The sequence below is a fragment of the Streptomyces vastus genome, assembly GCF_039532825.1.
Taxonomy (GTDB): Bacteria; Actinomycetota; Actinomycetes; order Streptomycetales; family Streptomycetaceae; genus Streptomyces; species Streptomyces vastus.
Window position 1 is genome coordinate 70,254 of record NZ_BAAASJ010000017.1, and the last position, 24,529, is coordinate 94,782.

General features: G+C 70.3%; 18 protein-coding genes and 1 pseudogene. 13 read left to right on the forward strand and 6 right to left on the reverse strand.

The annotated features are described in order from the left end of the window. Positions 1-56: 56 nt before the first annotated feature. From ABD357_RS06505 to ABD357_RS06520, 4 genes are all read right to left on the reverse strand, one after another. Positions 57-1,166: a hypothetical protein gene (locus ABD357_RS06505; RefSeq protein ID WP_344388114.1), complete on the reverse strand. Its 1,110-nt coding sequence runs from the start codon at positions 1,164-1,166 to the stop codon at positions 57-59. 19 nt (positions 1,167-1,185) lie between these two features. Beyond that, positions 1,186-3,114: an nSTAND3 domain-containing NTPase gene (locus ABD357_RS06510; protein ID WP_344388116.1), complete on the reverse strand. Its 1,929-nt coding sequence runs from the start codon at positions 3,112-3,114 to the stop codon at positions 1,186-1,188. Then, positions 3,111-3,869 carry a toll/interleukin-1 receptor domain-containing protein gene (locus ABD357_RS06515; RefSeq protein ID WP_344388118.1) on the reverse strand — a complete coding sequence of 253 codons (759 nt, stop codon included), beginning with the start codon at positions 3,867-3,869 and terminating at the stop codon, positions 3,111-3,113. The genes ABD357_RS06510 and ABD357_RS06515 overlap by 4 nt, the downstream gene beginning before the upstream one ends. Before the next feature lie 71 nt (positions 3,870-3,940). After that, a complete protein-coding gene (locus tag ABD357_RS06520) occupies positions 3,941-5,254 on the reverse strand; it encodes an NsdA family TPR-like regulatory protein (RefSeq protein WP_344388119.1) in 1,314 nt (437 codons plus the stop codon). A 295-nt stretch (positions 5,255-5,549) separates the two neighbouring features. Between ABD357_RS06520 and ABD357_RS06525 the strand changes: the two genes are divergently transcribed. Then, the gene (locus ABD357_RS06525; RefSeq protein WP_344388122.1) at positions 5,550-7,694 is read left to right on the forward strand and encodes a primosomal protein N'; all 2,145 of its coding nucleotides are present in this window, start codon (positions 5,550-5,552) and stop codon (positions 7,692-7,694) included. Positions 7,695-7,882: 188 nt separating this feature from the next. Here the strand turns inward: ABD357_RS06525 and ABD357_RS06530 are convergent, their stop codons facing one another. Next, on the reverse strand, positions 7,883-8,434 hold the full coding sequence (locus ABD357_RS06530; protein WP_344388123.1) for a hypothetical protein: 552 nt from the start codon (positions 8,432-8,434) through the stop codon (positions 7,883-7,885). Between the two features lie 387 nt (positions 8,435-8,821). Between ABD357_RS06530 and fmt the strand changes: the two genes are divergently transcribed. The 3 genes from fmt to ABD357_RS06545 all read left to right on the forward strand — a co-directional run bounded on the left by fmt (position 8,822) and on the right by ABD357_RS06545 (position 12,168). Further along, positions 8,822-9,757, forward strand: a complete 936-nt coding sequence (gene fmt / locus ABD357_RS06535) for a methionyl-tRNA formyltransferase (RefSeq protein ID WP_344388125.1) — start codon at positions 8,822-8,824, stop codon at positions 9,755-9,757. Positions 9,758-9,832: 75 nt separating this feature from the next. After that, entirely contained in the window at positions 9,833-11,263 is a 1,431-nt protein-coding gene (locus ABD357_RS06540; protein WP_344388127.1) for an RsmB/NOP family class I SAM-dependent RNA methyltransferase, read from the forward strand. Between the two features lie 71 nt (positions 11,264-11,334). Then, positions 11,335-12,168 carry a TylF/MycF/NovP-related O-methyltransferase gene (locus ABD357_RS06545; protein ID WP_344388128.1) on the forward strand — a complete coding sequence of 278 codons (834 nt, stop codon included), beginning with the start codon at positions 11,335-11,337 and terminating at the stop codon, positions 12,166-12,168. 3 nt (positions 12,169-12,171) lie between these two features. Here ABD357_RS06545 and ABD357_RS06550 read toward each other — a convergent pair whose 3' ends face one another. Beyond that, positions 12,172-14,352 carry an MMPL family transporter gene (locus ABD357_RS06550; protein WP_344388129.1) on the reverse strand — a complete coding sequence of 727 codons (2,181 nt, stop codon included), beginning with the start codon at positions 14,350-14,352 and terminating at the stop codon, positions 12,172-12,174. A 134-nt stretch (positions 14,353-14,486) separates the two neighbouring features. Between ABD357_RS06550 and rpe the strand changes: the two genes are divergently transcribed. From rpe to ABD357_RS06595, 9 genes and pseudogenes are all read left to right on the forward strand, one after another. After that, positions 14,487-15,173: a ribulose-phosphate 3-epimerase gene (rpe, locus tag ABD357_RS06555; RefSeq protein WP_344388130.1), complete on the forward strand. Its 687-nt coding sequence runs from the start codon at positions 14,487-14,489 to the stop codon at positions 15,171-15,173. A gap of 88 nt (positions 15,174-15,261) precedes the next feature. Beyond that, positions 15,262-16,305, forward strand: coding sequence for a sugar-binding transcriptional regulator (locus ABD357_RS06560; protein ID WP_344388132.1), 1,044 nt, complete (start codon positions 15,262-15,264; stop codon positions 16,303-16,305). 104 nt (positions 16,306-16,409) lie between these two features. Next, complete coding sequence (locus tag ABD357_RS06565) at positions 16,410-16,760, forward strand: barstar family protein (RefSeq protein WP_344388134.1); 351 nt, start codon at positions 16,410-16,412, stop codon at positions 16,758-16,760. A gap of 258 nt (positions 16,761-17,018) precedes the next feature. Beyond that, positions 17,019-18,107 (forward strand): annotated as a pseudogene (locus ABD357_RS06570) (winged helix DNA-binding domain-containing protein). 240 nt (positions 18,108-18,347) lie between these two features. Beyond that, on the forward strand, positions 18,348-19,814 hold the full coding sequence (locus ABD357_RS06575) for a GuaB1 family IMP dehydrogenase-related protein (RefSeq protein ID WP_344388135.1): 1,467 nt from the start codon (positions 18,348-18,350) through the stop codon (positions 19,812-19,814). Between the two features lie 149 nt (positions 19,815-19,963). Then, complete coding sequence (locus ABD357_RS06580; protein WP_344388136.1) at positions 19,964-20,416, forward strand: Lrp/AsnC family transcriptional regulator; 453 nt, start codon at positions 19,964-19,966, stop codon at positions 20,414-20,416. 152 nt (positions 20,417-20,568) lie between these two features. After that, entirely contained in the window at positions 20,569-21,771 is a 1,203-nt protein-coding gene (locus ABD357_RS06585) for an MFS transporter (RefSeq protein ID WP_344388137.1), read from the forward strand. A 154-nt stretch (positions 21,772-21,925) separates the two neighbouring features. Continuing rightward, complete coding sequence (locus ABD357_RS06590) at positions 21,926-22,723, forward strand: carbon-nitrogen hydrolase family protein (RefSeq protein ID WP_344388138.1); 798 nt, start codon at positions 21,926-21,928, stop codon at positions 22,721-22,723. A gap of 56 nt (positions 22,724-22,779) precedes the next feature. Further along, positions 22,780-24,489, forward strand: a complete 1,710-nt coding sequence (locus tag ABD357_RS06595; RefSeq protein WP_344388139.1) for a flavin monoamine oxidase family protein — start codon at positions 22,780-22,782, stop codon at positions 24,487-24,489. Positions 24,490-24,529: the final 40 nt, after the last annotated feature.

The following is a 24,529-nucleotide window of genomic DNA, read 5'->3' on the forward strand; positions in this document are numbered from 1 at the left end:
GCGACTGCTCGGGCCCGGCTCTCAGCCTGTGAGAGCCGGGCCCGACCCGTACCGTGTCAGATGCCGAAGCCACCCGGGTCTCCGGCGCCGCCCGGGCGATCGTCGTGGGCAGGCGGCTCAGGCTTGTACGGGTCGCTCGGCGCGGCCGAAGAGTCGTCGAGCCGACGCCGGAGAGCTTCGGCCACCTGGGACCTCCCGGCTGCCTCTGCGTCCTCGGCCACTCGCTTGAGGAAGAGCAGACGGCGCGGATCTTCTTCGGGAAGCCCCACGAACTCCAACAGGAGGTCCACGTACTCGTCGGGTGTGCGCGGCCCCGTCTCCGCGGGCTCGGGGCTCGGCTCCTCCGAGGCGGCCGGTGTCGGTTCGGCAGCCAGTCCGGGCACGAAGCGATGGAAATCGAGCGGGACCGGCTGATCGTGCGCCGCCGACGCGAGCTCGGCGAGCAGCCCGATGTCCGAAACCGCCTTGTCGATCTGCTCGCCATTTTTCGTAAGCCACCACACCACCGCGCTGCCCGGCGTCTTGAGCACGTCGTCGCCCAGATAGGCGCGCTTGTTCTGCTCCCACTTTCGTTCGTGCTCCCACACCGCTTCGTTCTTGCGTACCGTGGCGAGCTTCTCCAGCCGCTCGTGATCGGCTTCCTCCAGCGTCAGCCGTACGTCCTCCGCCATGGCCACAACCCTGCCGCTGACGTCGGGCAGCATCGTCGCCAGTTCGCCGTTCAACCGGTGCTGGACGAGGGAGCTTTGGTGCGGTGACGACCGTTCAGTGATCCGTCGGGCACGCTCCAGGATCGCGTCGACTGCCAGGCCGCCCGTGTTGACGGTGGGGGCATTCGCGGGCGGGTCCTGCGGCAACCAGCGAACGCTGGCCGAGAAGTGGAAGTCGTAGTCCTCCAAACGTGACGGCAGCGCTACGCCCTTGACGACGCACTCCCAGCGCTCGACTGGAGCGATCGGTATATCGGGTTCCAGTCGGCGCTCGGGTGGGATGACTGGCCTGTGCCGACGCGCGTACGCGAGGGAGGCCGCCACGTATGCGAACACGACGCCGGCTGCGACAGGCCATGTCCAGAGGGGCCACTGGGTCATGAGCCCGGTGATGAGGAGCAGCAGAGCGAGGATGACGGAGAGAAATCCCGTCATGGCCTTGTTGCCGGAGTGCATGAGTCGTCTCCTGGGGGCGTCATGGGTGGATTCGGTCAATGCCCTGCTCGGCATTGATCTTCTGCAGGACGAGGTTGCCAACCCGGTGCGGGTAGGCGAGTTGGTAGAGGCGGCTCAGCTTCAGAGGATGTTCCTGGCAGGCGCGGACGAGGATGTCGATCAGATGCTCGCGGTGGGGTGGGGCGGCATACCCTGCCGCTGAGAGCCACTGGTCGGGCAGGTCATGGCACTCGGCCAGTGATACGTGCTCGAACAGTGCCGCCCAACAGCCGGTGAGCTGCTCGCGTACGCCTCTCTCGTCCAGCAGCGCGTGGGGCGCGGCGCCCGGACCGGTGCGCCGGGTGGTGAGGTGGCGGGGCGAGGCCAGGGCGGCGAACAGGCGGACGTTCGCTTTCCGTGGTTTCTCCAACCATCGTGCGAGCCGTTCCAGCATCCGGCGGTGCAGCCGGGGCTCGGGCAGCACGAGGGCGGTCAGCCTGGACTCGGCCTCCTGGCCTCGGCTGTGATGCTGGGCCACGCGGTGCAGCCGCACCATCGCCCGCTCCGGATACCGTGACGCGAACTCGCTCGAGCACACGTCGATGAGTACTTCGGCGCGGCCGTCCGACAACGTGGGGGAGATGGCCCAGTCGTACAACTCCTTGCGAAATCTCCGCCCATGGTCCCTGTGCAGAGCGCCATACGTGAAGGTCTGTGTGGCGGCCGGCCGTGCTTGGGGACCGCTGTCGGCCCAGGCTCCTATATGTTCCAACAGGTCTTTTGCGCCTCCCGTGCGGAGAATCTGCTCGGCGAAGCGTTCGGCCAGCCGGAGGCGGTCGTCGGGTGTCAGCGAGTTCAGGGAGACCGCCTTGCGCACCCAGGCGCCGAGTTGGGGGCGGAGTCCTGGCATGTTGTTCCAGAAATGGGCACGGATGGCGATGTCGTAGTCCATGTCCGCGAACGTCACCCGGCCCTGCGGATCCGGGGTCGCGTTGATCTTGTCGAACTGAGCGGAGAGGTCCTCACGTTCGAGGAGGGGGCGGCTGTCCTTCGGATGATCGACCGTGGCAAGCAAAGACTCGCAGGCTTCGTGGACGGCATCGGAGCTGGCGCCGTGCAGCATGGCGGTTGTCAGAAGCAGCGCCCTCGGCCTGCCGTCCTCCAACGCGAGGACGCGTTGCGCCACGTCCTCCGGGCGCCGAGTCAGTGCCTCCACCGCTGTCTGGCACCACTTGTCGAAGGAGTCCGACGGGCTGGCGTCGGCCGTCGTCCGGATCAGCCACGCAAGGTGGGCGACCTCGTCCAGGGGCGGCCTGTGCTGCAGGAAGCGGTGGACTTCTCCCGGCGGATCCAGGTCGACGGGCAGCTTTGCCTCGCGGAGTACGCCACGCATGACCAAGATCTCGTCCGGGCGGTTGACCGGCGCCCGGAGCCCGGCCAGATCCGAGTGCAGTCGGCTCGGGACGGGGCTCGGAAGCACCACGGCGAGACGTGAACCGTTCTTGCATACATCGGCGTGGAAGCCGGGCAGGCTGTCGTGGAGGATGGTCCAGGCCTGGGCATCGGTCTGGGACAGGTCGAGCAGCAGGCCTTCGGCCTCTCCTGAAGGGCGTTGTTCGAGCCTGACGTTCCCCTCGTCGTCCTCGGGCAGCACCTCGTGGAGATTGCCGCGTAGGTCGCGGAATTCGTACAGCAGCATGCGGGCCGCGGCGTTCCTGCCACTGCCGGGCTCTCCAGCGATCAGTACCGTATGCGCGTCCCTGAGGATCCGCCGGCCGTTTCCGAACCCCTCCGGCGGTACGAACCGTTGTTGGAGCCGGTCAAGGAAGTCAGGAGCAAGCGGCCGGTAGCGGGACTCCGGGCTCTGCTTCCCGACGCCGTAGTAGATGTTCTGTGTGCCGCTGCCCGTGTGGAAGTTGCCGTGCTCGGCGTCGAAGGCATTGTGGAAACGGGCGGAGGAGTCGCTCACCGCTGCTCGTCCTCGCCGCCCCGATGGCGCTCGTCACGCCTGAAGGTGTGGCGGATGCCGCCATGGTTGTCGCCCGCCACGAAGGTGCCGCCGTCGCCCGAGAACCGCGGCGAGTTGGTGTGGTGATGCGTGTGCTGGTCACCTGTGCCCGTGTGAAAGGGGCCCGTGTTGTTCTTGTAGATCGTCCCCGCGATGTCTCCGCTGAAGTCGCGCCCCTGCGCGAGAGTGCCCTGGTTGCCGCCGGAGACGGAGTTGTGCGTGCCGACTGCCGGGTCCGGCGTGGGGGACGGCCGCTGAGTGTCCGTCAGGCTCTTTATACGATCCGCGAGTTCGTCCCCGATGCGGGCAAGATCTGTCGTCGAGGTGTAGGGGGCGTACCGCAGGGACTGGAGTTCGGCCAGCCATGAGATCTCCTGCGGTAGTTCCTCCCTGCGCAGCCATGTGACCGAGGGGTCACCGAGGATCGGGATGATGGGGATACGACACGCGTGTGCCTCGAGGATCTCCCGCCGCACCCAGTCGTCCGGATCTCGAAGGCGCGGTGCCGTCACCCAGTCGGGGCCGATCACGACGAGCAGGACGCTGCTCTTGCGCAGCTCGGATAAGAGCTCATGCGGATACTCCGAGCCCGGACGTATCGAGCGTCCGTCGCGGAACACCGTGTCCGCGCCGAACCGATGGCCCAGAGCTTCGTCCAGCGTGGCGGCGAGGTGATCCCCGTCGCCTGTGCGGTAGTTGATGAAGATTTCGGGCATGTCAGAGCCTTCCTTCTCATGAATGGCACAGGGCCAGGACGTCTCCGGAGCGGACACCCCGGGTGCCGGGCTCAACGCAGGGGTGTGTGCAACGCGGCTGTGAGGTCGGGCGACAGCTGTGCCGCGGCCGGGCTGGTCCGGAAACGCGCGAGCGTGCGCGCGAGGCGGCGCATGTCCAGTCGGATCGTGGCCGAGTCCGCGCACTGTGCGGCGGGCAGGAGTTCGCCCGCGATCGTGCAGGCGTGCTCTATCTCGCCACTGTTGGCGTGTGCCAGGGCCCGCCGCATGCCGTACCGTGCCCGGGTCCGCAGGGCGTGGGCGGGCAGCGTCGAGAACGCCTCGTCGAGGACGGCGGCTGCTTGCCGTGGTCGTCCCAGATCGAGCATGCACCAGCCCGTGATCATGGTGATCGGGTCGGTGAGATGTGTTGCCCCCAGCAGGGGCATCGCCGGGTCCGGGCGGTCGGCGGCCAGCAGCGTGCGTGCACGGTCGAGGTGGCGGAGGCAGGCGTCGTAGTCGCCCGCCAGCGCGTGTCCCTGCCCCACGTGCTGGGCTGCCAGTCCTCGGATCCGCGGCGGGAGGCGCCCTGACTGGGCCCCCGATGCCAGGGAGATCGTGTCGGCCGCGTCTCCTCGGTAGTAGCTCATCAACGCCCGGCGCGTAAGTGCGTACGAGGCCAGATCCCGGTCGCCTGCCTCCTCGGCGAGCCGCACGGCGTGGTCGGTCCAGTCGAGCGCGGCCGTGTCGTCACCGGCCTCCTGTGCCATCCAGCCGGTGAACTCGGCGTAGCGCGCGGCCAGGTTCAGCAGACCCGTGCGTGTCCGGGCCCGGCAGCGGGCCGCGAGACCGCCGAGGGAGCGGGACTGTTCGGCGATCACGGGAAGCAGTGTCCCTGGTGGCGTGAGCTGGCCGAGGCGGCGGTACTGGGCGAAGAGGTCCAGGGACGCTTCCAGGAGGTCGGCTCCGGAGTCTTGCGGGACGGCTTCCGCGGACGCGGAGGCGCCGCTCGCGGGCGCAGCGCCGAGGACCGATGCCGCACCCACCGCCATGACCTGCCGGCGGGTGGGCGATGTCCCTCCGGGCATTCGGCCGGATCGGTCCGGGGTGGGTGTACCGCGTCGCATGATTGCTCCTGCCTGGTCCTGAGGCGTGGGCCGACCGTCGGCTAAGCCCGGCGGCACGAGAGCGGCCAGAGCTCCCCCTGCGTCGAGTGCCGTGTCACACAACCGCGCGAACTCGGTGGTGGCTCGTTTGTGGCCTGTCTCGATCTTGCTGATCTGGCTCTTGCTGTAGTGCACCGACGAGGCAAGCTGGGCCAGGGTCAGCCCGGCGGCGAGTCGTAATCGACGCAGTTCCGGGCCGAACGTCTGTGGCTGCTTCAGCATGTGAACCCCCTCATGCCGCTGCCCATGCCCGGAACGCCCGTCGTCGCGCATCAGCGTGGGCCGGGCGCGATGACACGGGCAAGGTGGGCGGCGGAGTTTCCCGTTTCCAGTTCTGATACCGGGGCGGGGGACGCCTGCAACGCCGGGGCTTCGGGGAGGCCGGATCCGGGGTGGAATTGGCCGGTGGGCAGGGCTTGCGGGCTCGTGCATGGGTGATCTCGGGCAACGTGCGAGCCGTCCACCGTGGGAAATCGGGCGGTGGGCGTTGTCGGTGGTGTCTGGTACCAATGCTGGTGTGAGCAGCGCGAATGGGCAGGGCGAGGGGGCGGGGGGCGTGCCCCCTGAGCAGCTTGCGCTTATTCGGGAGAGTGTGCGGTCGGCGAAGGGGCCGCGGGCGAAGCCTCGGACGTGGCGGGGGGCCGCGTTGGCCAAGGAGCGGCCGGTGGCTCGGGTTTTGGTGGACAAGGGGGTGCTGCATCTTGACCGGTACTTCGACTATGCCGTTCCGGAGGAGCTGGACGCCGATGCGCAGCCCGGGGTGCGGGTGCGGGTGCGGTTCGGGGCTGGGCGGCATCGCGTGCGGGAAGGGCGGCGTGAGGGTGGGGGGCTGATCGACGGGTTTCTGGTGGAGCGGCTTTCCGAGTCCGACTACTCGGGGCCCCTTGCCGCGCTGGCCCAGGTCGTCTCGCCCGAGCCGGTGCTCACTGAGGAGTTGCTGGGGCTCGCGCGGGCCGTGGCCGATCGGTACGCGGGGAGTGTGGCCGATGTGCTGCAACTGGCCGTGCCGCCCCGGAACGCGCGGGCGGAGAGCCGGCCGTCCCCGGTGCCGCTGCCGGTGCCCGAGATACCTGACGTCGGGTCATGGGGGCGGTACGGGCGAGGGGACGCCTTCGTACGATCGCTTGCGACGGGCGGGGCACCGCGAGCCGTGTGGAACGCGCTGCCGGGGCCCGAGTGGGCCGACGAGCTCGCGCGGGCCGTCGGGGCGACGCTCGCTTCGGGGCGCGGCGCGCTGGTCGTCGTACCGGACGGGCGGGCCGTTGCCCGGGTCGACGCAGCGCTGACCTCGCTCTTGGGGGAGGGACGGCATGCGGTGCTGACGGCCGAGGCCGGTCCCGAGAAGCGGTACCGACAGTGGCTTGCGGTGCGGCGGGGGTCCGTACGGGCTGTAGTGGGGACCCGGGCCGCCATGTTCGCGCCCGTACGGGATCTGGGGCTCGTCGCCATCTGGGACGACGGGGACGACAGCCACAGTGAGCTGCACGCGCCGCAGCCGCATGCGCGGGAAGTGCTGCTGTTGCGGGCCGCCCATGACAAGTGCGCGTTCCTGCTGGGGAGTTGGAGCTGCACCGTGGAGGCCGCGCAACTCGTCGAGAGCGGCTGGGCGGCGCCACTCGTCGCCGATCGCGAGCAGGTGCGGGCGGCGGCTCCCCTCGTACGGACCGTGAGTGACGGGGACCTCGCGCGGGACGAGGCCGCCCGGGCGGCACGGCTGCCCACGATCGCCTGGCAGGTCGTACGGGAAGGACTGCAGAACGGCCCCGTGCTGGTGCAGGTGCCCCGGCGTGGCTACGTACCCCGGATGGCGTGTGCGCAGTGCCGGGAACCCGCGCGGTGCCGCCACTGCGCGGGCCCCTTGGAGGGGCAGGACGGCGGGGTCCTGCGCTGTGTCTGGTGCGGGCGGGACGAGGGGGCCTGGCACTGTCCCGAGTGCGGTGGGTTCCGGCTGCGGGCACAGGTCGTGGGGGCGCGGCGGACCGCCGAGGAGCTGGGGCGCGCGTTTCCCGCCGTGCCCGTGCGGACCTCGGGGCGCGAGCAGGTGCTGGACACGGTGCCGGGGGCGCCCGCGCTCGTGGTGAGCACGCCGGGAGCGGAGCCCGTCGCCGAGGGAGGGTATGCGGCTGCGTTGCTGCTCGACGGCTGGGCGATGCTGGGGCGGCCCGATCTGCGGGCGGGCGAGGACGCCCTGCGGCGGTGGATCGGGGCGGCTTCGCTGGTACGAGCGCAGGGAGCCGGCGGGAATGTGGTGGTCGTCGCCGAGCCGACGCTGCGGCCCGTGCAGGCGCTGGTGCGCTGGGATCCCGTCGGGCATGCGGTCCGCGAGCTGGGCGAGCGGGCCGAGTTGGGGTTCCCGCCCGTGTCGCGGATGGCTGCCGTGTCCGGAACGCCGGAGGCCCTCGCCGGGTTTCTGGCCGCCGTCGAACTGCCCGGCGACGCCGAGGTGTTGGGACCGGTGCCGCTGCCCGTCACGGAAGCGGGGCGGCCTCGGCGTACGGGGGCGCCGCCGGTCGGGGAGCGCTGGGAGCGGGCGTTGATCCGGGTGCCGCCGGGGAGTGGAGCCCCGCTGGCTTCTGCGCTGAAGTTCGCGCAGGCGGCGCGGATGGCTCAAGGGGGGAGTGAGGTCGTACGGGTTCGGATTGATCCGCCGGACATTGGGTGAGGGGTGAGGGGGGAGGGGGAGCGGTGGCAAGGGAGTCGATGGGACCTGCGGACCGCCAACTGCACGCCTGCGCCTGCGGACGGGCGCCCGCCTTCCGAAGCGTCTGCCTGCTGACGCGCGTCTGCCTCCCGCGATGGTCGTCGGGAGGCAGACGGAGGAGGCGTCAACCGGCTATCAGCCGCCGGGGGTCAGCCATTTCGTGGGCCAGGAAAGGCGCTTGGCCTCGCCTCGTCGCGGAGGGTGGGGCTGCCGGCGGTCGGCTGGGTGGGCAGGGGCATGGAGCGGGCCGCGGGGACCGTGGGCAGGCCGACACCCCCGGCCACCGCGCGGGAGCTCGACGGCTCCGTGGCGCGCTCGGCCTCGGCGGCGGCCTCGGCGGCGGCCTGGGCGGCGGCGCGGCGCGCGCCATAACGGCGGTGTACCGCCTGTTTGGTGACTCCGAGTGCGGAGCCCACCGCGTCCCACGAGAAACCCAGTGAGCGATCGAAGTCCACGGCGGCGGTGACCAGGGTCTCGACACTGTCCCGCAGTTCCTGGGCGAGGCGGACGGTCGGGGCGGGGGCGCGTCCGTAGACGACGAAGCCTGTGGACGGGCCGGAGCGGCGCGGGCGGTAGACGTTGCCCAACTGGGCGGTGAGCGTGCGCAGTGCGTCCACCTGCCGGCGGACCCGCTCGATGTCCCGCACCAGCAAGTGCAGGCTGGCCCGAGCCTGGGCGTCGTGGGTTGCGTGGTCGGCCATGAACAAGCCTCTCGAACCGGCGTTGAAAAGGATCGGGCCGCTGGTGCGGCCCGTTTTGGTCAACTCTTTCTTGACCCAACGCGTTGGCGCTCCGCTGGTCACGGGTGGGGGCGTGTGCGTGTGTTCGTGCGCTCCCTGGGCGGTGGGGGTGCGCTGTGTTCGGCTCGCCTTCGGCTTCGCCGGGTTTCTCTCCCACCCGCGCACCGCCGCTTTCCAGTGGGGAGAGAGGTGGGCGTCTCCTGTGGGGTGTTCGCCGTTGGCGGCTTTCCCGCCGTGGTCGTGGGATCTGCCGCTTCCCGTTGTCGGCGTGGGATCTTTCGCGTTTCGCCGCCATAGACTTGTGTGTTGCCCGCTTTCCACCCTCGCCCGAGAGGCCCGAACCAGCCCATGAAGCTCGTCTTCGCCGGTACACCCGAGGTTGCCGTTCCCGCTCTGGATGCACTGATCGCTTCTGAGCGGCATGACGTGGTCGCCGTTGTCACCCGGCCCGACGCGCCGGCCGGGCGGGGGCGGAGGCTGGTTGCCAGCCCGGTCGCCGAGCGGGCCGAGGAAGCCGGGATCGAGGTGCTGAAGCCCGGGAAGCCGCGGGAGCCGGAGTTCCTGGAGCGGCTGCGGGAGATCGGTCCCGATTGCTGCCCGGTTGTCGCGTACGGGGCGCTGCTGCCGCGGGTCGCCCTCGACATTCCTGCCCATGGCTGGGTCAATCTGCACTTCTCGTTGTTGCCCGCCTGGCGGGGTGCGGCGCCCGTGCAGCATGCGGTGATGGCGGGGGACGAGATCACGGGTGCGTCCACGTTCCTGATCGAGGAAGGGCTCGACTCCGGGCCCGTGTACGGGACCGTCACCGAAGAGGTACGGCCCACCGACACCAGCGGGGATCTGCTGACGCGGCTCGCCTTCGCGGGCGCCGGGCTGCTCGTCGCGACGATGGACGGGATCGCGGACGGCACGCTCAAGGCCGTACCGCAGCCGGCGGAGGGCGTCACGATCGCCCCGAAGATCACTGTCGAGGATGCGGAGATCGACTGGTCCGCGCCCGCGTTGCGCGTCGACCGGGTGGTCCGGGGCTGCACCCCGGCACCCGGCGCCTGGACCGTTTTCCGCGGCGAGCGGCTCAAGCTCATCCAGGTCGCGCTCGTGCCCGAGCGCACGGACCTCGCCCCGGGCGAGCTGTCCGTCGCCAAGAACAACGTGTACGTCGGCACGGGCTCGCACGCCGTCGAACTCCTGTGGGTCCAGGCTCAGGGCAAGAAGCCGATGCGCGCGGCGGACTGGGCGCGCGGGGTACGGATCGCCTCCGGAGAGCGGGTCGGGGGCCGATAGGGGTTCAGTACGGGTCCGGCAGAGGTCGACGTACGCTGGACGAGTAGCCCTTCCAAGATCCGGAGCACCTTTTACGTGAACGAGCAGGACCGTCGTCGTCGCCCGCGGGGGAAGCCGCACCGCCGCCCGAAGAAGGACCCTGTGCGGATGCTCGCCTTCGAGGCCTTGCGGGCCGTGGACGAGCGCGACGCGTACGCGAACCTGGTGTTGCCCCCGCTGCTGCGGAAGGCGCGGGAGAAGGGGGACTTCGACGGTCGGGACGCGGCGCTGGCAACGGAGTTGGTGTACGGGACGCTGCGCCGGCAGGGGACGTACGACGCTGTCATCGCGGCCTGTGTGGACCGGCCGTTGCGGGAGGTCGACCCTCCCGTGCTCGATGTGCTGAGCCTCGGCGTGCATCAGTTGCTCGGTACGCGGATTCCCAGCCATGCCGCCGTGTCCGCCTCCGTCGAGCTCGCCCGGGTCGTACTCGGTGACGGGCGGGCCAAGTTCGTCAACGCCGTTCTCCGGAAGGTCGCGCAGGACGATCTCGACGGGTGGCTGGAGCGGGTGGCGCCGCCGTACGACGAGGACCCCGAGGAGCACCTGGCCGTCGTGCACTCGCATCCTCGATGGGTCGTCTCGGCGCTGTGGGACTCGCTCGGGGGCGGGCGTGCCGGGATCGAGGACCTCCTCGCGGCCGACAACGAGCGGCCCGAGGTGACCCTCGTCGCCCGGCCCGGACGCGCCACGGCCGGGGAACTTCGCGACGCGCTCGATGACGAGGCCGCGTTGCCCGGGCGCTGGTCGCCGTACGCCGTGCGGCTCTCCGAGGGCGGCGAACCGGGTGCCATCGCAGCCGTGCGCGAGGGCCGGGCCGGCGTCCAGGACGAGGGCAGCCAGCTGGTGGCACTCGCTCTCGCCAACGCCCCCCTGGAGGGGCCCGACCAGGCGTGGCTCGACGGCTGTGCGGGACCGGGCGGCAAGGCGGCGCTGCTCGCCGGACTCGCCGCCGAGCGGGGGGCCGTGCTGCTCGCCGCCGAGAAGCAGCCGCACCGGGCCGGGCTCGTGGCCAGGGCACTCGCCGGAAACCCGGGGCCGTACCAGGTCATCGCCGCCGACGGTACGCGTCCGCCGTGGCGGCCCGGCTCCTTCGACCGGGTCCTGATGGACGTACCGTGCACGGGGCTCGGCGCCCTGCGCCGCCGCCCCGAGGCCCGCTGGCGGCGCCGCCCCGACGACCTGGACGACTTCGCACCGCTCCAGCGCGGGCTGCTGCGCACGGCACTCGAGTCGGTACGGGTCGGCGGGGTCGTCGCATACGTCACCTGCTCGCCGCACCTCGCCGAGACCCGCGCGGTCGTCGGCGACGTCCTCAAGCAGTACGACGGCTCCGCCGAACTGCTCGACGCCCGGCCGCAGTTGCCCGGTGTACCGGCGCTGGGGGACGGGCCCGACGTACAGCTGTGGCCGCATCTGCACGGGACGGACGCGATGTATCTGGCGCTGATCCGCCGGACCGGCTGACGTAAAACTGTTTGTGGGTACGTGGCGGCGGTGAAGCTGCCGGTTTCTGGTTCGGGACGTACGTTGCCTTTATGACGTGGCGTAGGAATGTCAATGACACCTTGAGGCGGCTCAGCGGCTACGAACTCCGTCGCTCGAGACCTGCATTGTCCCGGGAGAGCTCCCCGCAGAGCTTCCAGCAAAGGCCCCCACAAAGGCCTCAGAAAAGCTGGGAGCCGTCTCCCGGTCGCGCATTCCCCGCCGACTACGACGATGACGCAAAGGAAGTCATTCGGGCCGTTTCCCCCTACACGATGACCTCGCCCGAACGGCTCAATGCCCTGATTCTGGCCGCCCGTTACGTCAGTCGGCACAACATCGCCGGTGACATCGTCGAGTGCGGCGTGTGGCGGGGCGGCAGTATGCAGGCGGCTGCCCGCACTCTGCTCGGCCTGCATGACACCGGGCGGCACCTGTACCTCTTCGACACGTTCGAGGGCATGCCGGCGCCGACCGACAAGGATCTGCGCCGGGACGGGGAATCCGCCGCGGATCTGCTCGCCAGGCAGGACAGGAGCCGCCCGATCTGGGCCGTCGCCACGTTGGAAGACGTCAAGGAGGGATTCGAACGGATTCCGTACCCCGCAGATCGCGTTCATTTCGTGCAGGGGCTTGTGGAGGACACCATTCCCGCCGCGGCGCCCGAGCAGATTTCGATTCTTCGGCTCGACACCGACTGGTATGCGTCGACGCGTCACGAACTGGAGCACCTTTACCCGCGGCTGGTCAGCGGCGGCGTTCTCCTCATCGACGACTACGGCTGGTGGCAGGGGTCGAAAGCCGCGGTGGACGAATTTCTGGAGAAGACCGGCGCCCGGCTGCTCCTGCTCCGTATGGATGAGGGCCGTATCGCGGTCAAGCCATAGGTTCTACTCCGATGGTCCGCCCGGCCGCGACGCTGGTTCAGGAGTGCCGCCCTCGACCGTCGTCGGCGGCGCCCCGCTGTCCTCCCGGGCCAGTCGGTGGGGCCACCACACCTTCGGGCCGACATCCAGGAACAGGGACGTGACCAGGACCGAGCGGACGATGAACGTGTCGAGGAGGACGCCGAGGGCCACGGCGAAACCGATCTCCGCGAAGGCCACCATGGGGAGGGTGCCGAGGGCGGCGAAGGTGCCGGCCAGGACCAGGCCCGCCGAGGTGATGACGGCTCCGGTCGCGGCCAGGCCCGTCACCACGCCGGGGCGGGTGCCCTGCCGGGCCGTCTCCTCGCGGATGCGCGTGGTCAGGAAGATGTTGTAGTCGATGCCCAGCGCCACCAGGAACACGAAGACGAAGAGCGGGAAGTCCGTCGACTCGCCCGCGTAGTCGAAGAGGTGACGGAACGCGAGCGCACTGATCCCCAGCGCGGCGGCGAACGACAGCACCACCGTGCCGATCAGCAGGAGCGGCGCGATCAGGGCGCGCAGCAGCGCACCGAGGATCAGCAGCACGACCACGAGCACCAGCGGGATGATCAGGATGTTGTCGTGGGTCGTCGCCCTGTCCATGTCCAGCAGAGCCGCCGTACCACCGCCCACCTGCGCGTCCGCGTCGGGCACCGCGTGCACGGCGTCCCGTACCCGCTCCACCGTCTCCTTCGCGGCCTCGCTGTCCGCGGGCGCGGTCATCGTGGCTTCGAAGAGGACCTTGCCCTCGAACTGCGGCTTCGTGCCCGGTGGCAGGCCGAGGGACTCCGGTACGACGCCGGAGGTGCCCGCGACGGCCTGGCCGACTTCCTGGGCCTGCGCCTGGTTGCTGATGATGACCAGCGGATCGCCGCTGCCCGCGGGGAAGTAGCGTGCGGACACCTCCTGGCCGATGATCGAGTCGGGTTTTTCGGTGAATGCGTCGGCGTTGCTGAGCCCCTCCGCGCGCATCTGGATCAGGCCGAGCGACAGCAGCGCGAGGGCCGCCGCCGTGACGCCCCAGATCATGCGGGGGCGGCGGGCGATACGCCGGCCCATGCGGGCCCAGACGCCACGCTCGGTGGGGTCGGGCGCGCCGAAGTGCGGGATCACCGGCCAGAAGATCCAGCGGCCGAAGATCACGAGCAGGGCGGGGAACAGGGTCAGCATCGCGAGCAGCGCCACCGCGACGCCGATGGCGGCGACCGGGCCGAGCCCACGCGTCGAGTTCATCTCGGCGGCGAGCAGGACCAGCATGCTCAGGACGACCGTGGCGCCGGACGCGATCACCGCAGGACCCGCCCGGTGCAGAGCCAGCGCCATCGCCTCGTGGCGGTCCTCGTGGCGGCGCAGTTCCTCCCGGTAGCGGGCGACCAGGAGCAGGGCGTAGTCCGTCCCGGCGCCGAACACCAGGACCGTGAGGATGCCCGCGCTCTGTCCGTTCACGGTGAGACCCGCGTGCTCGGCGAGGAGGTAGATCAGCGCCTGCGCGGTGAACAGCGCGACGACCACCCCGAGCAGCGGGACGAGGATCAGCGTCGGGCTGCGGTAGGTGAGCAGCAGCATCACGATGACGACGGCCATCGCCGAGAACAGCAGCGTCGAGTCGATGCCCTCGAAGGCCTCGGAGAAGTCCGCGGACGTACCGCCCGGGCCCGTGATGTGTACGGCAAGCCCGTCGCCGCCCTCGCCGACGTCCGCACGGATCGAGTCGACCGCCGGCGCGATCCGCTCCCAGCCCCTCTCGTCCATCGTGATCGGCACGAAGACCTGGGCCGCCCGCGGATCGGCGTCCCGGTCGAACGTCGGGCCTCGGGTCTCCGCCCCGCGGATGCCGTGGTCGCGCAGCTCCTTGAGCTCGCGCACGTCCTGGGAGATCTGTGCCCGGTCCTGTGCCGTGAGGCCGCTCTCGCGGGCGTACACGACGATCGCGGGGATCTGCTCCGGCCTGAAGTCCTCGGAGGACTCCAGGACCTGGGTCGACTCCGCGGAGCCGGGCAGCCAGGACGCCGCGTCATTGTCCTGGGCGTCGGTCAGCTTCTGCGCGAACGGCGCCGTGAGCAGCAGCACCACCAGCCACAGCGCCACCACGAGCCACTTGGCCCGCCGCCCGCAGACCAGGTGCGCGATGCCTCGCTTCTGCTGGTCTCGTACGTCCGTCATGGCTACCCCCGTAGCCGTACGCGGAGCCCGTGAGCGGACCAGAATGGCACGCCGTCATGGGATGCCGCATGCGCAGAAGGGACTAGATCCGGACCGAGGGGAACAACCCCCGGAGGGCATGGCAGGCTTAGAGCATGGCCGCGCAGATCAACCCCAGCATCCTGTCCGCCGACTTCGCCCGCCTCGCCGAGGAGGCAAAGGCGGTCGAAGGGGCCGACTGGCTCCATGTGGATGTGATGGACAACCATTTCGTCCCGAACCTCACACTCGGTGTGCCGGTCGTAGAGTCGCTGGCGCGTGCTACGGACACGCCGCTGGACTGCCATCTGATGATCGAGGACGCCGATCGCTGGGCGCCTCAGTACGTAGAAGCGGGTGCCGGTTCCGTCACCTTCCATGTGGAGGCAGCCGCCGCTCCGGTGCGGCTCGCCCGCGAGATCCGGGCCAAGGGCGCCCGTGCCTCCATGGCCCTCAAGCCCGCGACGCCGATCGAGCCGTACGAGGATCTCCTCGCCGAACTCGACATGCTGTTGATCATGACCGTGGAACCTGGTTTCGGAGGCCAGGCGTTCCTCGACATCATGCTCCCCAAGATCCGCCGGACCCGCGAGTTGATCTCCAAGCACGGTCTCGAGCTCTGGCTCCAGGTCGACGGCGGAGTCTCGGCCGAGACCATCGAGCGCTGCGCCGAGGCCGGGGCCGACGTCTTCGTGGCGGGTTCGGCGGTGTACGGCGCTTCCGACCCGGCAGAGGCGGTACGCGCATTGCGCAGCCAGGCGGAGGCGGTGATGGCTCGTGCGGCCTGGGCGTGCGGCCACTGAGCCACTGCCAGGCCAAGGGAACGTGAACGTCGCCCATCAGGGCTGATCAAGGACGCCGGATCTGCAAGGATGACGGCGAATCCAGAGTGTGAACAGCAGTGAGGAGATCGCCGTGTCGGGTATGTCGGCGGGCCGGTCAGCCATGCGGATGGGGCCCGCTGAGCTCGTGCAGGCGGCGGCCATGGCCCGCCGCTTCTACCTCGAGGGCAAATCCAAGATCCAGATCGCCGAGGAGTTCGGCGTCAGCCGCTTCAAGGTGGCCCGGGTCCTGGAGACCGCTCTCGAACGGGATCTGGTGAGGATCGAGATCCGTGTCCCCGCCGAACTGGACGCGGAGCGCTCGGACGCGCTGCGCGCCCGCTACGGCCTCAGGCACGCCGTCGTGGTGGAGTCCCCGGCCGACGCTGAGGAGTCGCCCGACCCGGAGAACCTCGGAGAAGTGGCCGCCGATCTGCTCGGCGAGCTGGTCACCGAGGGCGATGTGCTCGGCCTTGCATGGGGCCGGTCCACCATCCACATGGCGGCGGCCCTCGACCGGCTGCCGCCGTGCACGGTGGTGCAGCTGACGGGGGTGTACGACGCCGGGACGGCCGAGCGCGGCTCGGTCGAGGCCGTGCGCCGGGCCGCCCAGGTCTCGGGTGGCGACGCCCACCCCATCTACGCGCCGATGCTGCTGCCGGACGTGGCCACCGCCGCCGCGCTGCGCAACCAGACGGGGATCGCCCGCGCCTTCGAGTACTTCGACAAGGTGACGGTCGCCTGTGTGTCGATCGGTTCCTGGGAGGCGGGCATCTCCACGGTGCACGACATGCTCACCGACGAGGAGCGCTCGCACTACGCCTCGCTCGGTGTCGCCGCCGAGATGTCCGCTCACCTCTTCGACTCCGAGGGCCGTCGCGTGGGCAGGGACCTGGGGGAGCGCTGCATCACGGTCGAGGCCGACCGGCTGCGGCGGATCCCCGAAGTCGTCGCGATCGCGGGCGGGCAGCGCAAGGCCGCCGCCATCGACGCGGTGCTCCGCTCCGGCCTGGTCACCAGCCTGGTGACCGACACGTCGGCCGCGGACCATCTGATGACGACGGGGCCCGCGCCGCGTCCGGCCCTGAACCGGGCCGACCCCGACGGGCCCTGATCCGTCAGCGGCCCGTCGGCGGTTCGACTGCTGACGGGCCGCGATCTCTTGCTCCTACGGGTCTTACGGGTCTTATGGGTCTTTCGAGGCAGGGCGGTACCGAGATGACGGACGATTTGGCGGACCGCCTCGTGGTCACGCTGGACCTCTCAGGGGTCGCGGACAAGGCGGGCTTCATGGAGCGCTGCGTACGCGCCCTGGAGCTGCCCGACTGGTTCGGCCGCAACTGGGACGCGCTGGCCGACAGCCTCACCGACCGCTCGGTGTGGCCCGCGGACGCCGCCGAGCGCGGCTTGCTGATCGTCGTCACGTGCTGGCGTACGTACGCCAAGGCGCGGCCTGAGGAGTGGGAGATCGCGCAGGACGTGTTCGCCGAGGCCGCGGACCGGCCGGCCGGGCTTTCGGTGCTGCTTGTGCTGGGAGGTACCCGGCAGAAGCCCTCTGACGACGGCTGATTGCCGACCGGGCAGCCTGGTGGTGCTCGACACGCAAGTGTTCATGCGCCGGGAAGTGCCGACCGACACGACGGGGTGGGATCCGGCAGAAACGGGTGCCCCGCAGGAGGCTCGGGATTCGGCGGCGGCGCTGGTCCGGGCCCGTTCCAGCCTGGGCTGCGACAGGTCGATGCCCAGGGCGTACCCGTGGCAGTCACTCCGGCATGATGGGGGCGAGAACTCGATCGCCGCTCAAGGGCCGCTGTGGACAATCCCCCTATGCCGCCGCTCCCTCTCCGCGCCCTCAACAGAACCCTGCTGCACCGGCAGTTGCTCGCGACCCGCAGCAACCGCCCGGCTCTCGACGTCGTACGACACCTCGTCGCGACGCAGAGCCAGGAGCCCAACTGGCCGTACGTGGGCCTGTGGACGCGGATGGAGAACTTCACGCACGACGAGCTGACCTCGCTCCTGGAAGACCGCGGGGTGGTGCGCTCGACCGTGCTGCGCGGCACCCAGCACCTGGTGGCCGCCGACGACTTCGGCTGACTGCGCCCCACACTTCAGCCGCTCCTCGACCACACCTTGCGCGCCGCCTACTACGCCAAGGAGACCGCCGGCCTCGACCTGGCCGACCTCGCCGCGGCGGGACGCGACATCGTCGCCGACCGGACCATGCCCCGCCGCGAACTCGGCCGGCTCCTCGTCGAACGCTGGCCCGGCCACAAGGGGGCCGTCCTCGCCGGAGCGGTCGAGCTCCAGGTGGCCCTGGTGCATCCGACACCTGGAGGAACCTGGGGCAAGTGGGGCACCCGCGCCGCCATGCCGGTGGCCCTCGCCGAGGCGTGGACCGGGCGGTCGATGGGCACGGCGTCCGTCGAGACGATGATCGACCGGTACCTGGCGGCTTTCGGCCCCGCGAGCGTCAAGGACATACAGGCGTGGTCCGGACTGACGAGGCTGCGCGAAGTGGTCGACCGGCTGCGCCCCCGGCTGTGGGTGCTCCGCGACGAACGCGGCACGGAGCTGTTCGATCTGCCCGACGCCCCGCACGCCGACCCCGACTCCGCGGCCCCGGTGTGGTTCCTGCCCGCCTTCGACAACCTCGTCCTCGGGCACGCCGACCGGACCCGTGTGATCAGCGATGACGACCGTGAACGCGTGATGCCCGGCCAGGCACAGGTCCTGCCCACGTTCCTCGTCGACGGCTTCGTCCGCGGAACCTGGGCCCTGGAGCCGTCCCGGCTGCAGGTGTCGCCGTTCCGGCCGCTGTCGAAGACGAAGCGCATGGCGGTGACCGATGAGGCGGCGCTGCTGCTGCCGTTCCTCGTCGGCGACACCACGGGGTACGACATCCATGTGGGCTGATCCGGCCGGTTCCGGCCATCTTGTCCTCCCCGGCGTCGAACGTGCTTCGAGCCCGAGTCGAGCGGTGAGCGGCATGGCCGGCCGCCGCCTCACACCACCGCGGTAACGTTTTGTTGTAAGGCAGGTCCCTGCCCGACACGGGAGCCCCCGTACCTCCCTGGAGGATTGCCTGATCGCGGGGGCCTCTTGCTGTGTCTTCATGGGAGAGACCTGCGCCAATTCGCGTGAAACTGTGGGTCTATGCGTTTCCTCGAGGCCAGCACCGGTCGCTACGTAGAGTCATCTCCGGTTCCCTACGACCTGACGTACGACGATGTCTTCATGGTGCCGAACCGTTCCGCGGTCGGCTCGCGGCAGGACGTCGACCTGGCGTCGCCGGACGGCACCGGCACCACGATTCCGCTGGTGGTCGCGAATATGACGGCGATCGCGGGCCGCCGGATGGCCGAGACCGTGGCCCGCCGCGGCGGGCTCGTCGTCATTCCCCAGGACATCCCGATCGACGTCGTCACCGAGGTCGTCTCCTGGGTCAAGGGCCGTCATCTGGTGCTCGACACCCCGATCGTCCTCGCGCCCCACCAGACCGTCGCCGACGCGCTGGCGCTGCTGCCCAAGCGGGCGCACAACGCAGGCGTCGTCGTGGACGAGGACGGCAAGCCCGTCGGCGTGGTCACCGACGCCGACCTGCGCGGAGTCGACCGCTTCACACAGCTGGCCGAAGTCATGTCCCGCGACCTGCTGCTGCTCGACGCGGACATCGAGCCGCGCGAGGCCTTCAACACGCTCGACACCGCCAACCGCCGTTACGCGCCCGCCGTCCACCAGGACGGCCGCCTCGCCGGAATCCTCACCCGCAAGGGCGCCCTGCGCGCGAACCTCTACACACCGGCCACCGACGCCAACGGCAGTCTGCGCATCTCCGCCGCCCTCGGCATCAACGGCGACGTCGCGGGCAAGGCCAAGCAACTGCTCGACGCGGGGGTGGACACGCTCGTCATCGACACGGCGCACGGCCACCAGGAGTCGATGGTCACAGCGATCAAACTGGTACGCGCCATCGACCCGCAGGTCCCGATCGTCGCGGGCAACGTCGTCGCCGCGGCCGGTGTGCGGGACCTGATCGAGGCGGGCGCGGACATCGTCAAGGTGGGCGTGGGCCCCGGCGCCATGTGCACCACGCGCATGATGACGGGCGTCGGCCGGCCGCAGTTCTCGGCCGTCCTCGAATGCGCCGCCGAGGCCAAGAAGTACGGCAAGCACGTGTGGGCCGACGGCGGCGTCCGGCACCCGCGCGACGTGGCGATGGCACTCGCCGCCGGTGCGTCGAACGTGATGATCGGCTCCTGGTTCGCCGGCACGTACGAGTCGCCGGGCGACCTGCACCAGGACGCCGACGGCCGCCTGTACAAGGAGTCGTACGGCATGGCCTCGGCCCGCGCCGTCCGGAACCGCACCAGCGAGGAGTCGGCGTACGACCGGGCCCGCAAGGGCCTGTTCCAGGAGGGCATCTCCACCTCGCGCATGTACCTCGACCCGGACCGCCCCGGCGTCGAGGACCTCATCGACGCGATCATCGCGGGCGTCCGCTCCTCCTGCACCTACGCCGGCGCGAACTCCCTGGAGGAGTTCGCCGAGAAGGCGGTCGTCGGCATCCAGAGCGCCGCCGGCTATGCGGAGGGCATGCCACTGCATGCCAGCTGGAACTGACGTTGCTGGGCGATGCCGCCGCGCGTCCAAGGAGGCCGCAGGCCTCTTGGGGGCGCGGGGCAGTATCAATTTGCGGCTCCGCCGCGCGGGCGCGACCAGCCACAGCGAACCCGCAGCTTCGAAACCGCCTCACCCAGCGGAGCGCTCACGTGCTGAACGAACTCGACGAACGCATCGTCCACGCCCTCGCCGAGGACGCCCGCCGCTCCTACGCCGACATAGGGCAGGAGGTCGGCCTGTCCGCGCCCGCCGTGAAGCGGCGCGTGGACCGGTTGAGGGCCACCGGAGCCATCACCGGTTTCACGGTTCGGGTGGACCCTGCCGCGCTCGGCTGGGAGACCGAGGGGTTCGTCGAGATCTACTGCCGCAGCAACACTTCGCCCGAGACCATTCGACGTGGTCTCGAGCGCTACCAGGAGATCGTGGCCGCGTCCACCGTCACCGGTGAGGCGGACGCGGTCGTTCAGGTCTTCGCCTCCGACATGCGCCACTTCGAGCGGGTGCTGGAGCGGATCGCCGGGGAGCCGTTCGTGGAGCGGACGAAGTCCGTGTTGGTGCTGTCGCCGTTGCTGCGGAGGTTTTCTTCGGGGGCGCCTGGCTGACTACGGGCCACCGTTATCCCCTGGGCCGGTGGCTCCCGCGCGTCTAACATCGGTGCCATGACCTGGCGACATTGATCCACCAGCCGTGCCTCCCGAGGGCCGCCTCGGGCGCTGTACCTCCGGCGTCCGATTCGTCCCTGCGGGAAGGCCTCATGACAATCTCACCTGCGCGCGTGCCCGAGACCACCGGTGTACGGCGGCTCACGGCCACGTTGTACGGCTACGCGTTCCTCGACGACCTCGTCCTGCTCTACCCGGTGTACGCCCTGCTGTTCGCCGACACCGGGATGTCCCTGTGGCAGATCTCCTCCCTCTTCGCCCTGTGGTCACTCACCGGCGTACTGCTGGAGGTCCCCTCCGGTGCCTGGGCGGACACCTTCTCGCGGCGGACTCTTCTGTGGGTCGGCCCGCTGCTCACCGCCGCCGGCTTCGCCCTGTGGGTGCTCGTCCCGTCGTACGCGGCCTTCGCGCTTGGCTTCGTCCTGTGGGGCGCGGGTGGAGCGCTCGGCTCCGGCGCGCTGGAGGCGCTGGTCTATGAGGAGCTGGACCGGCTCGGCGCCGCCGACCGCTACGCCCACGTCATGGGCCGTTCCCGGGCGGCGCGGCTGCTGGCCACGATGGCGTCGATGGGGCTGGCCGGACCGGTGCTCGCGCTGGGCGGTTACCCGGCCGTCGGCGCGGTCAGCGTCCTGGCCTGCCTGCTGACCGCGGCGTCGGCGACCCGGTTCCCGGAGCACCGTGTGCCGCCGGAAAGCGGTGACGACGGTTGGGCGACGACCCTGCGCACCGGGCTCGCCGAAGCACACCGGGACCGCTCCGTGCGCGGCGCCCTGTTGCTCGTGCCGGCCGTCGCCGCAGTGTGGGGCGCGCTCGACGAGTACACGTCGCTCCTGATCCGCGACACGGGCGTGGCCGACCAGACGGTGCCCTACCTGCTCCTGCTGGTCTGGGCAGTGGTCGCGGCAGGCAGCCTGCTCGCCGGAGCGGCCGAACGCCTCGGGACGACCGGGCTTGCGGCGGTGATCGCGGGCGCCGCGCTCGCCCTCGCCGTCGGTGCGCTGACGCGTACGCCTGCCGGTATCGCCCTCGTCGCCGTCGCCTTCGGCGGTTTCCACCTGGCCGAGGTGCTCGCCGAGGTCCGGCTCCAGCACCGCATCGACGACACCCGCCGGGCCACCCTCACCTCCGTCGCGAGCCTGGGCACCGAGCTGGCCACGGTCGCCGTGTTCGGCGTGTACGCGGTCATCGGCGCGCAGGCGGCGCACAGCACGGTGTTCGCGATGCTTGCCGTGCCGTACCTGCTGACAGCGCTGATCCTGCTGGCCAGAGCCTCGACCGCCAAGTTCCGACCGTGAAACCACCCGTGCGCAACGAATCGCCGCCTGGCCCCCGAAGTACGCAACGATCCGCCCTCAAACACGCAACAACACCGCCTTGTCCGGCCGAAGCCGCCGCCCGTACCGTCGATCTGGCCCCCGAACCCCCCTCCGCCCCCGGTGAGGAACACCCATGCGCACCGCCCTGCTCCAGAGCTCCGGACGCCCCGGCTCCGTCGCCGCGAACCTCAAGGTTCTCGACGAGGCCGCGGGGCGTGCCGCCGCCGCGGGCGCCGGGCTGCTGGTGGCACCGGAGATGTTCCTGACCGGGTACGCGATCGGAGCCGACGTGCGACGCCTTGCCGAGCCCGCCGACGGGGACTGGGCCGACGCGGTCGCGGAGATCGCAGGGCGGCACGGACTCGCGATCGCGTACGGATACCCGGAGCGGGACGGCGACACCGTCTTCAACTCCGCCCAGCTGATCGCCACCGATGGCGTGCGTCTCGCCAACTACCGCAAGACGCACCTCTTCGGCTGCTTCGAACGCGACCACTTCACACCGGGCGACGCCCCGGTCGTCCAGGCAGAGCTCGGCGGCCTCCGCATCGGCCTCATGATCTGCTACGACGTGGAGTTCCCGGAGAACGTCCGCGTCCACGCCCTGGCCGGCACCGACCTCCTCGTGGTCCCCACGGCCCAGATGCACCCGTTCCAGTTCGTCGCCGAATGCGTCGTACCGGTGCGCGCCTTCGAGAACCAGATGTACGTCGCGTACGTCAACAGGGTCGGCGCGGAAGGGGAGTTCGAGTTCGTCGGGCTCTCCACGCTGGCCGGCCCTGACGGGGTGGCCCGGGCCCGCGCGGGCCGTGGCGAAGAGCTTGTCCTCGGTGACGTGGATCCCGTCCTGCTGGCCGCTTCGCGCGAGGCGAACCCGTATCTGAAGGACCGCCGTCCCAGCGTCTACGGGCCCCTGAGCCGAACGATCTGAACGACTCGCCCCCCCAAGCCCCACCCCGCAGCTTTCTCGCAAGGAGTCCGCACCCCATGACGTCCACCGTGCCCAACGCCATCGAGCACGCAGACAAGCATCAGCCGCCGATCACGATGTTCGGCCCGGACTTCCCGTACGCGTACGACGACTTCCTCGCGCACCCCGCGGGCCTCGGCCAGATCCCGGCGACCGGACACGGCACCGAGATCGCGGTCATCGGTGGCGGCCTGTCCGGCATCGTGGCGGCGTACGAGCTGATGAAGATGGGCCTGAAGCCCGTCGTGTACGAGGCCGACGAGATCGGCGGCCGGCTGCGGACGGTGGGCTTCGACGGGTGCGATCCCTCTCTCATCGCCGAGCTCGGCGCGATGCGCTTCCCTCCGTCCTCCACGGCACTCCAGCACTACATCGACCTGGTGGGCCTCGAGACCAGGCCGTTCCCCAACCCCCTTGCCGAAGTGACGCCTTCGACGGTCGTCGACCTCAAGGGCGAGGCCCACTACGCCCGGACCATCGACGACCTGCCCGAGGTCTACCGCCAGGTCGCGGCGGCCTGGAACGCCTGCCTCGAAGAGGGCGCCGACTTCTCCGCCATGAACCAGGCCATGCGCGAGCGTGACGTCCCGCGCATCCGCGAGATCTGGGCAAGGCTGGTCGAGAAGCTCGACGACCAGACCTTCTACGGCTTCCTCTGCGACTCCGAGGCCTTCAAGTCCTTCCGGCACCGCGAGATCTTCGGCCAGGTCGGCTTCGGCACGGGCGGCTGGGACACCGACTTCCCCAACTCGATCCTCGAGATCCTGCGTGTCGTCTACACCGAGGCCGACGACCACCACCGCGGCATCGTCGGCGGGAGCCGCCAACTCCCGCTCCGGCTCTGGGAACGCGAGCCGCAGAAGATCGTGCACTGGCCGTACGGGACCTCGCTCGCGAAGCTGCACGACGGGACCCCCAAGCCCGCCGTGACGCGCCTGAACCGCACCGCCGGCAACCGGATCACCGTGACGGACGCGCACGGCGAGATCCGTACGTACCGAGCGGCGATCTTCACCGCGCAGTCGTGGATGCTGCTCTCCAAGGTCGACTGCGACGACTCGCTCTTCCCGATCGACCACTGGACGGCCGTCGAGCGGACTCATTACATGGAGTCGAGCAAGCTCTTCGTGCCCGTCGACCGGCCCTTCTGGCTCGACAAGGCCGTCGACGACAGGGGAAACGCAACCGGGCGTGACGCGATGTCGATGACCCTCACCGACCGTATGACGCGCGGTACTTACCTCCTCGACAACGGCCCGGACCGCCCCGCCGTCATCTGCCTCTCCTACACCTGGTGCGACGACAGCCTGAAGTGGCTGCCGCTCTCCGCCAACGAGCGGATGGAGGTGATGCTGAAGTCGCTCGGAGAGATCTATCCGAAGGTCGACATCCGGAAGCACATCATCGGCAGCCCGGTGACCGTGTCCTGGGAGAGCGAGCCTCATTTCATGGGCGCGTTCAAGGCCAACCTGCCCGGCCACTACCGCTACCAGCGGCGCCTGTTCACGCACTTCATGCAGGACCGGCTCCCCGAGGACAAGCGAGGCATCTTCCTCGCGGGCGACGACATCTCCTGGACGGCAGGCTGGGCCGAGGGCGCCGTCCAGACCGCGCTGAACGCGGTCTGGGGCGTCATGCACCACCTGGGCGGGGCGACCGACCCGGCCAACCCCGGGCCCGGCGACCTCTACGACGAGATAGCGCCGGTGGAACTGCCCGAGGAGTGAGGCGAGGGCCGGCCGGCCGCCTCAAGAGAAACGCGGAACC

Coding starts and splice junctions, on each gene's coding strand:
- ABD357_RS06565 (WP_344388134.1), top strand. CDS start 16,410: ATGACGGACGATTTGGCGGACCGCCTCGTGGTCACGCTGGACCTCTCA.
- fmt (WP_344388125.1), top strand. CDS start 8,822: ATGAAGCTCGTCTTCGCCGGTACACCCGAGGTTGCCGTTCCCGCTCTG.
- ABD357_RS06585 (WP_344388137.1), top strand. CDS start 20,569: ATGACAATCTCACCTGCGCGCGTGCCCGAGACCACCGGTGTACGGCGG.
- ABD357_RS06515 (WP_344388118.1), bottom strand. CDS start 3,869: ATGCCCGAAATCTTCATCAACTACCGCACAGGCGACGGGGATCACCTC.
- ABD357_RS06595 (WP_344388139.1), top strand. CDS start 22,780: ATGACGTCCACCGTGCCCAACGCCATCGAGCACGCAGACAAGCATCAG.
- ABD357_RS06575 (WP_344388135.1), top strand. CDS start 18,348: ATGCGTTTCCTCGAGGCCAGCACCGGTCGCTACGTAGAGTCATCTCCG.
- ABD357_RS06545 (WP_344388128.1), top strand. CDS start 11,335: ATGACGTGGCGTAGGAATGTCAATGACACCTTGAGGCGGCTCAGCGGC.
- ABD357_RS06550 (WP_344388129.1), bottom strand. CDS start 14,352: ATGACGGACGTACGAGACCAGCAGAAGCGAGGCATCGCGCACCTGGTC.
- ABD357_RS06530 (WP_344388123.1), bottom strand. CDS start 8,434: ATGGCCGACCACGCAACCCACGACGCCCAGGCTCGGGCCAGCCTGCAC.
- ABD357_RS06520 (WP_344388119.1), bottom strand. CDS start 5,254: ATGCTGAAGCAGCCACAGACGTTCGGCCCGGAACTGCGTCGATTACGA.
- ABD357_RS06505 (WP_344388114.1), bottom strand. CDS start 1,166: ATGCACTCCGGCAACAAGGCCATGACGGGATTTCTCTCCGTCATCCTC.
- ABD357_RS06590 (WP_344388138.1), top strand. CDS start 21,926: ATGCGCACCGCCCTGCTCCAGAGCTCCGGACGCCCCGGCTCCGTCGCC.
- rpe (WP_344388130.1), top strand. CDS start 14,487: ATGGCCGCGCAGATCAACCCCAGCATCCTGTCCGCCGACTTCGCCCGC.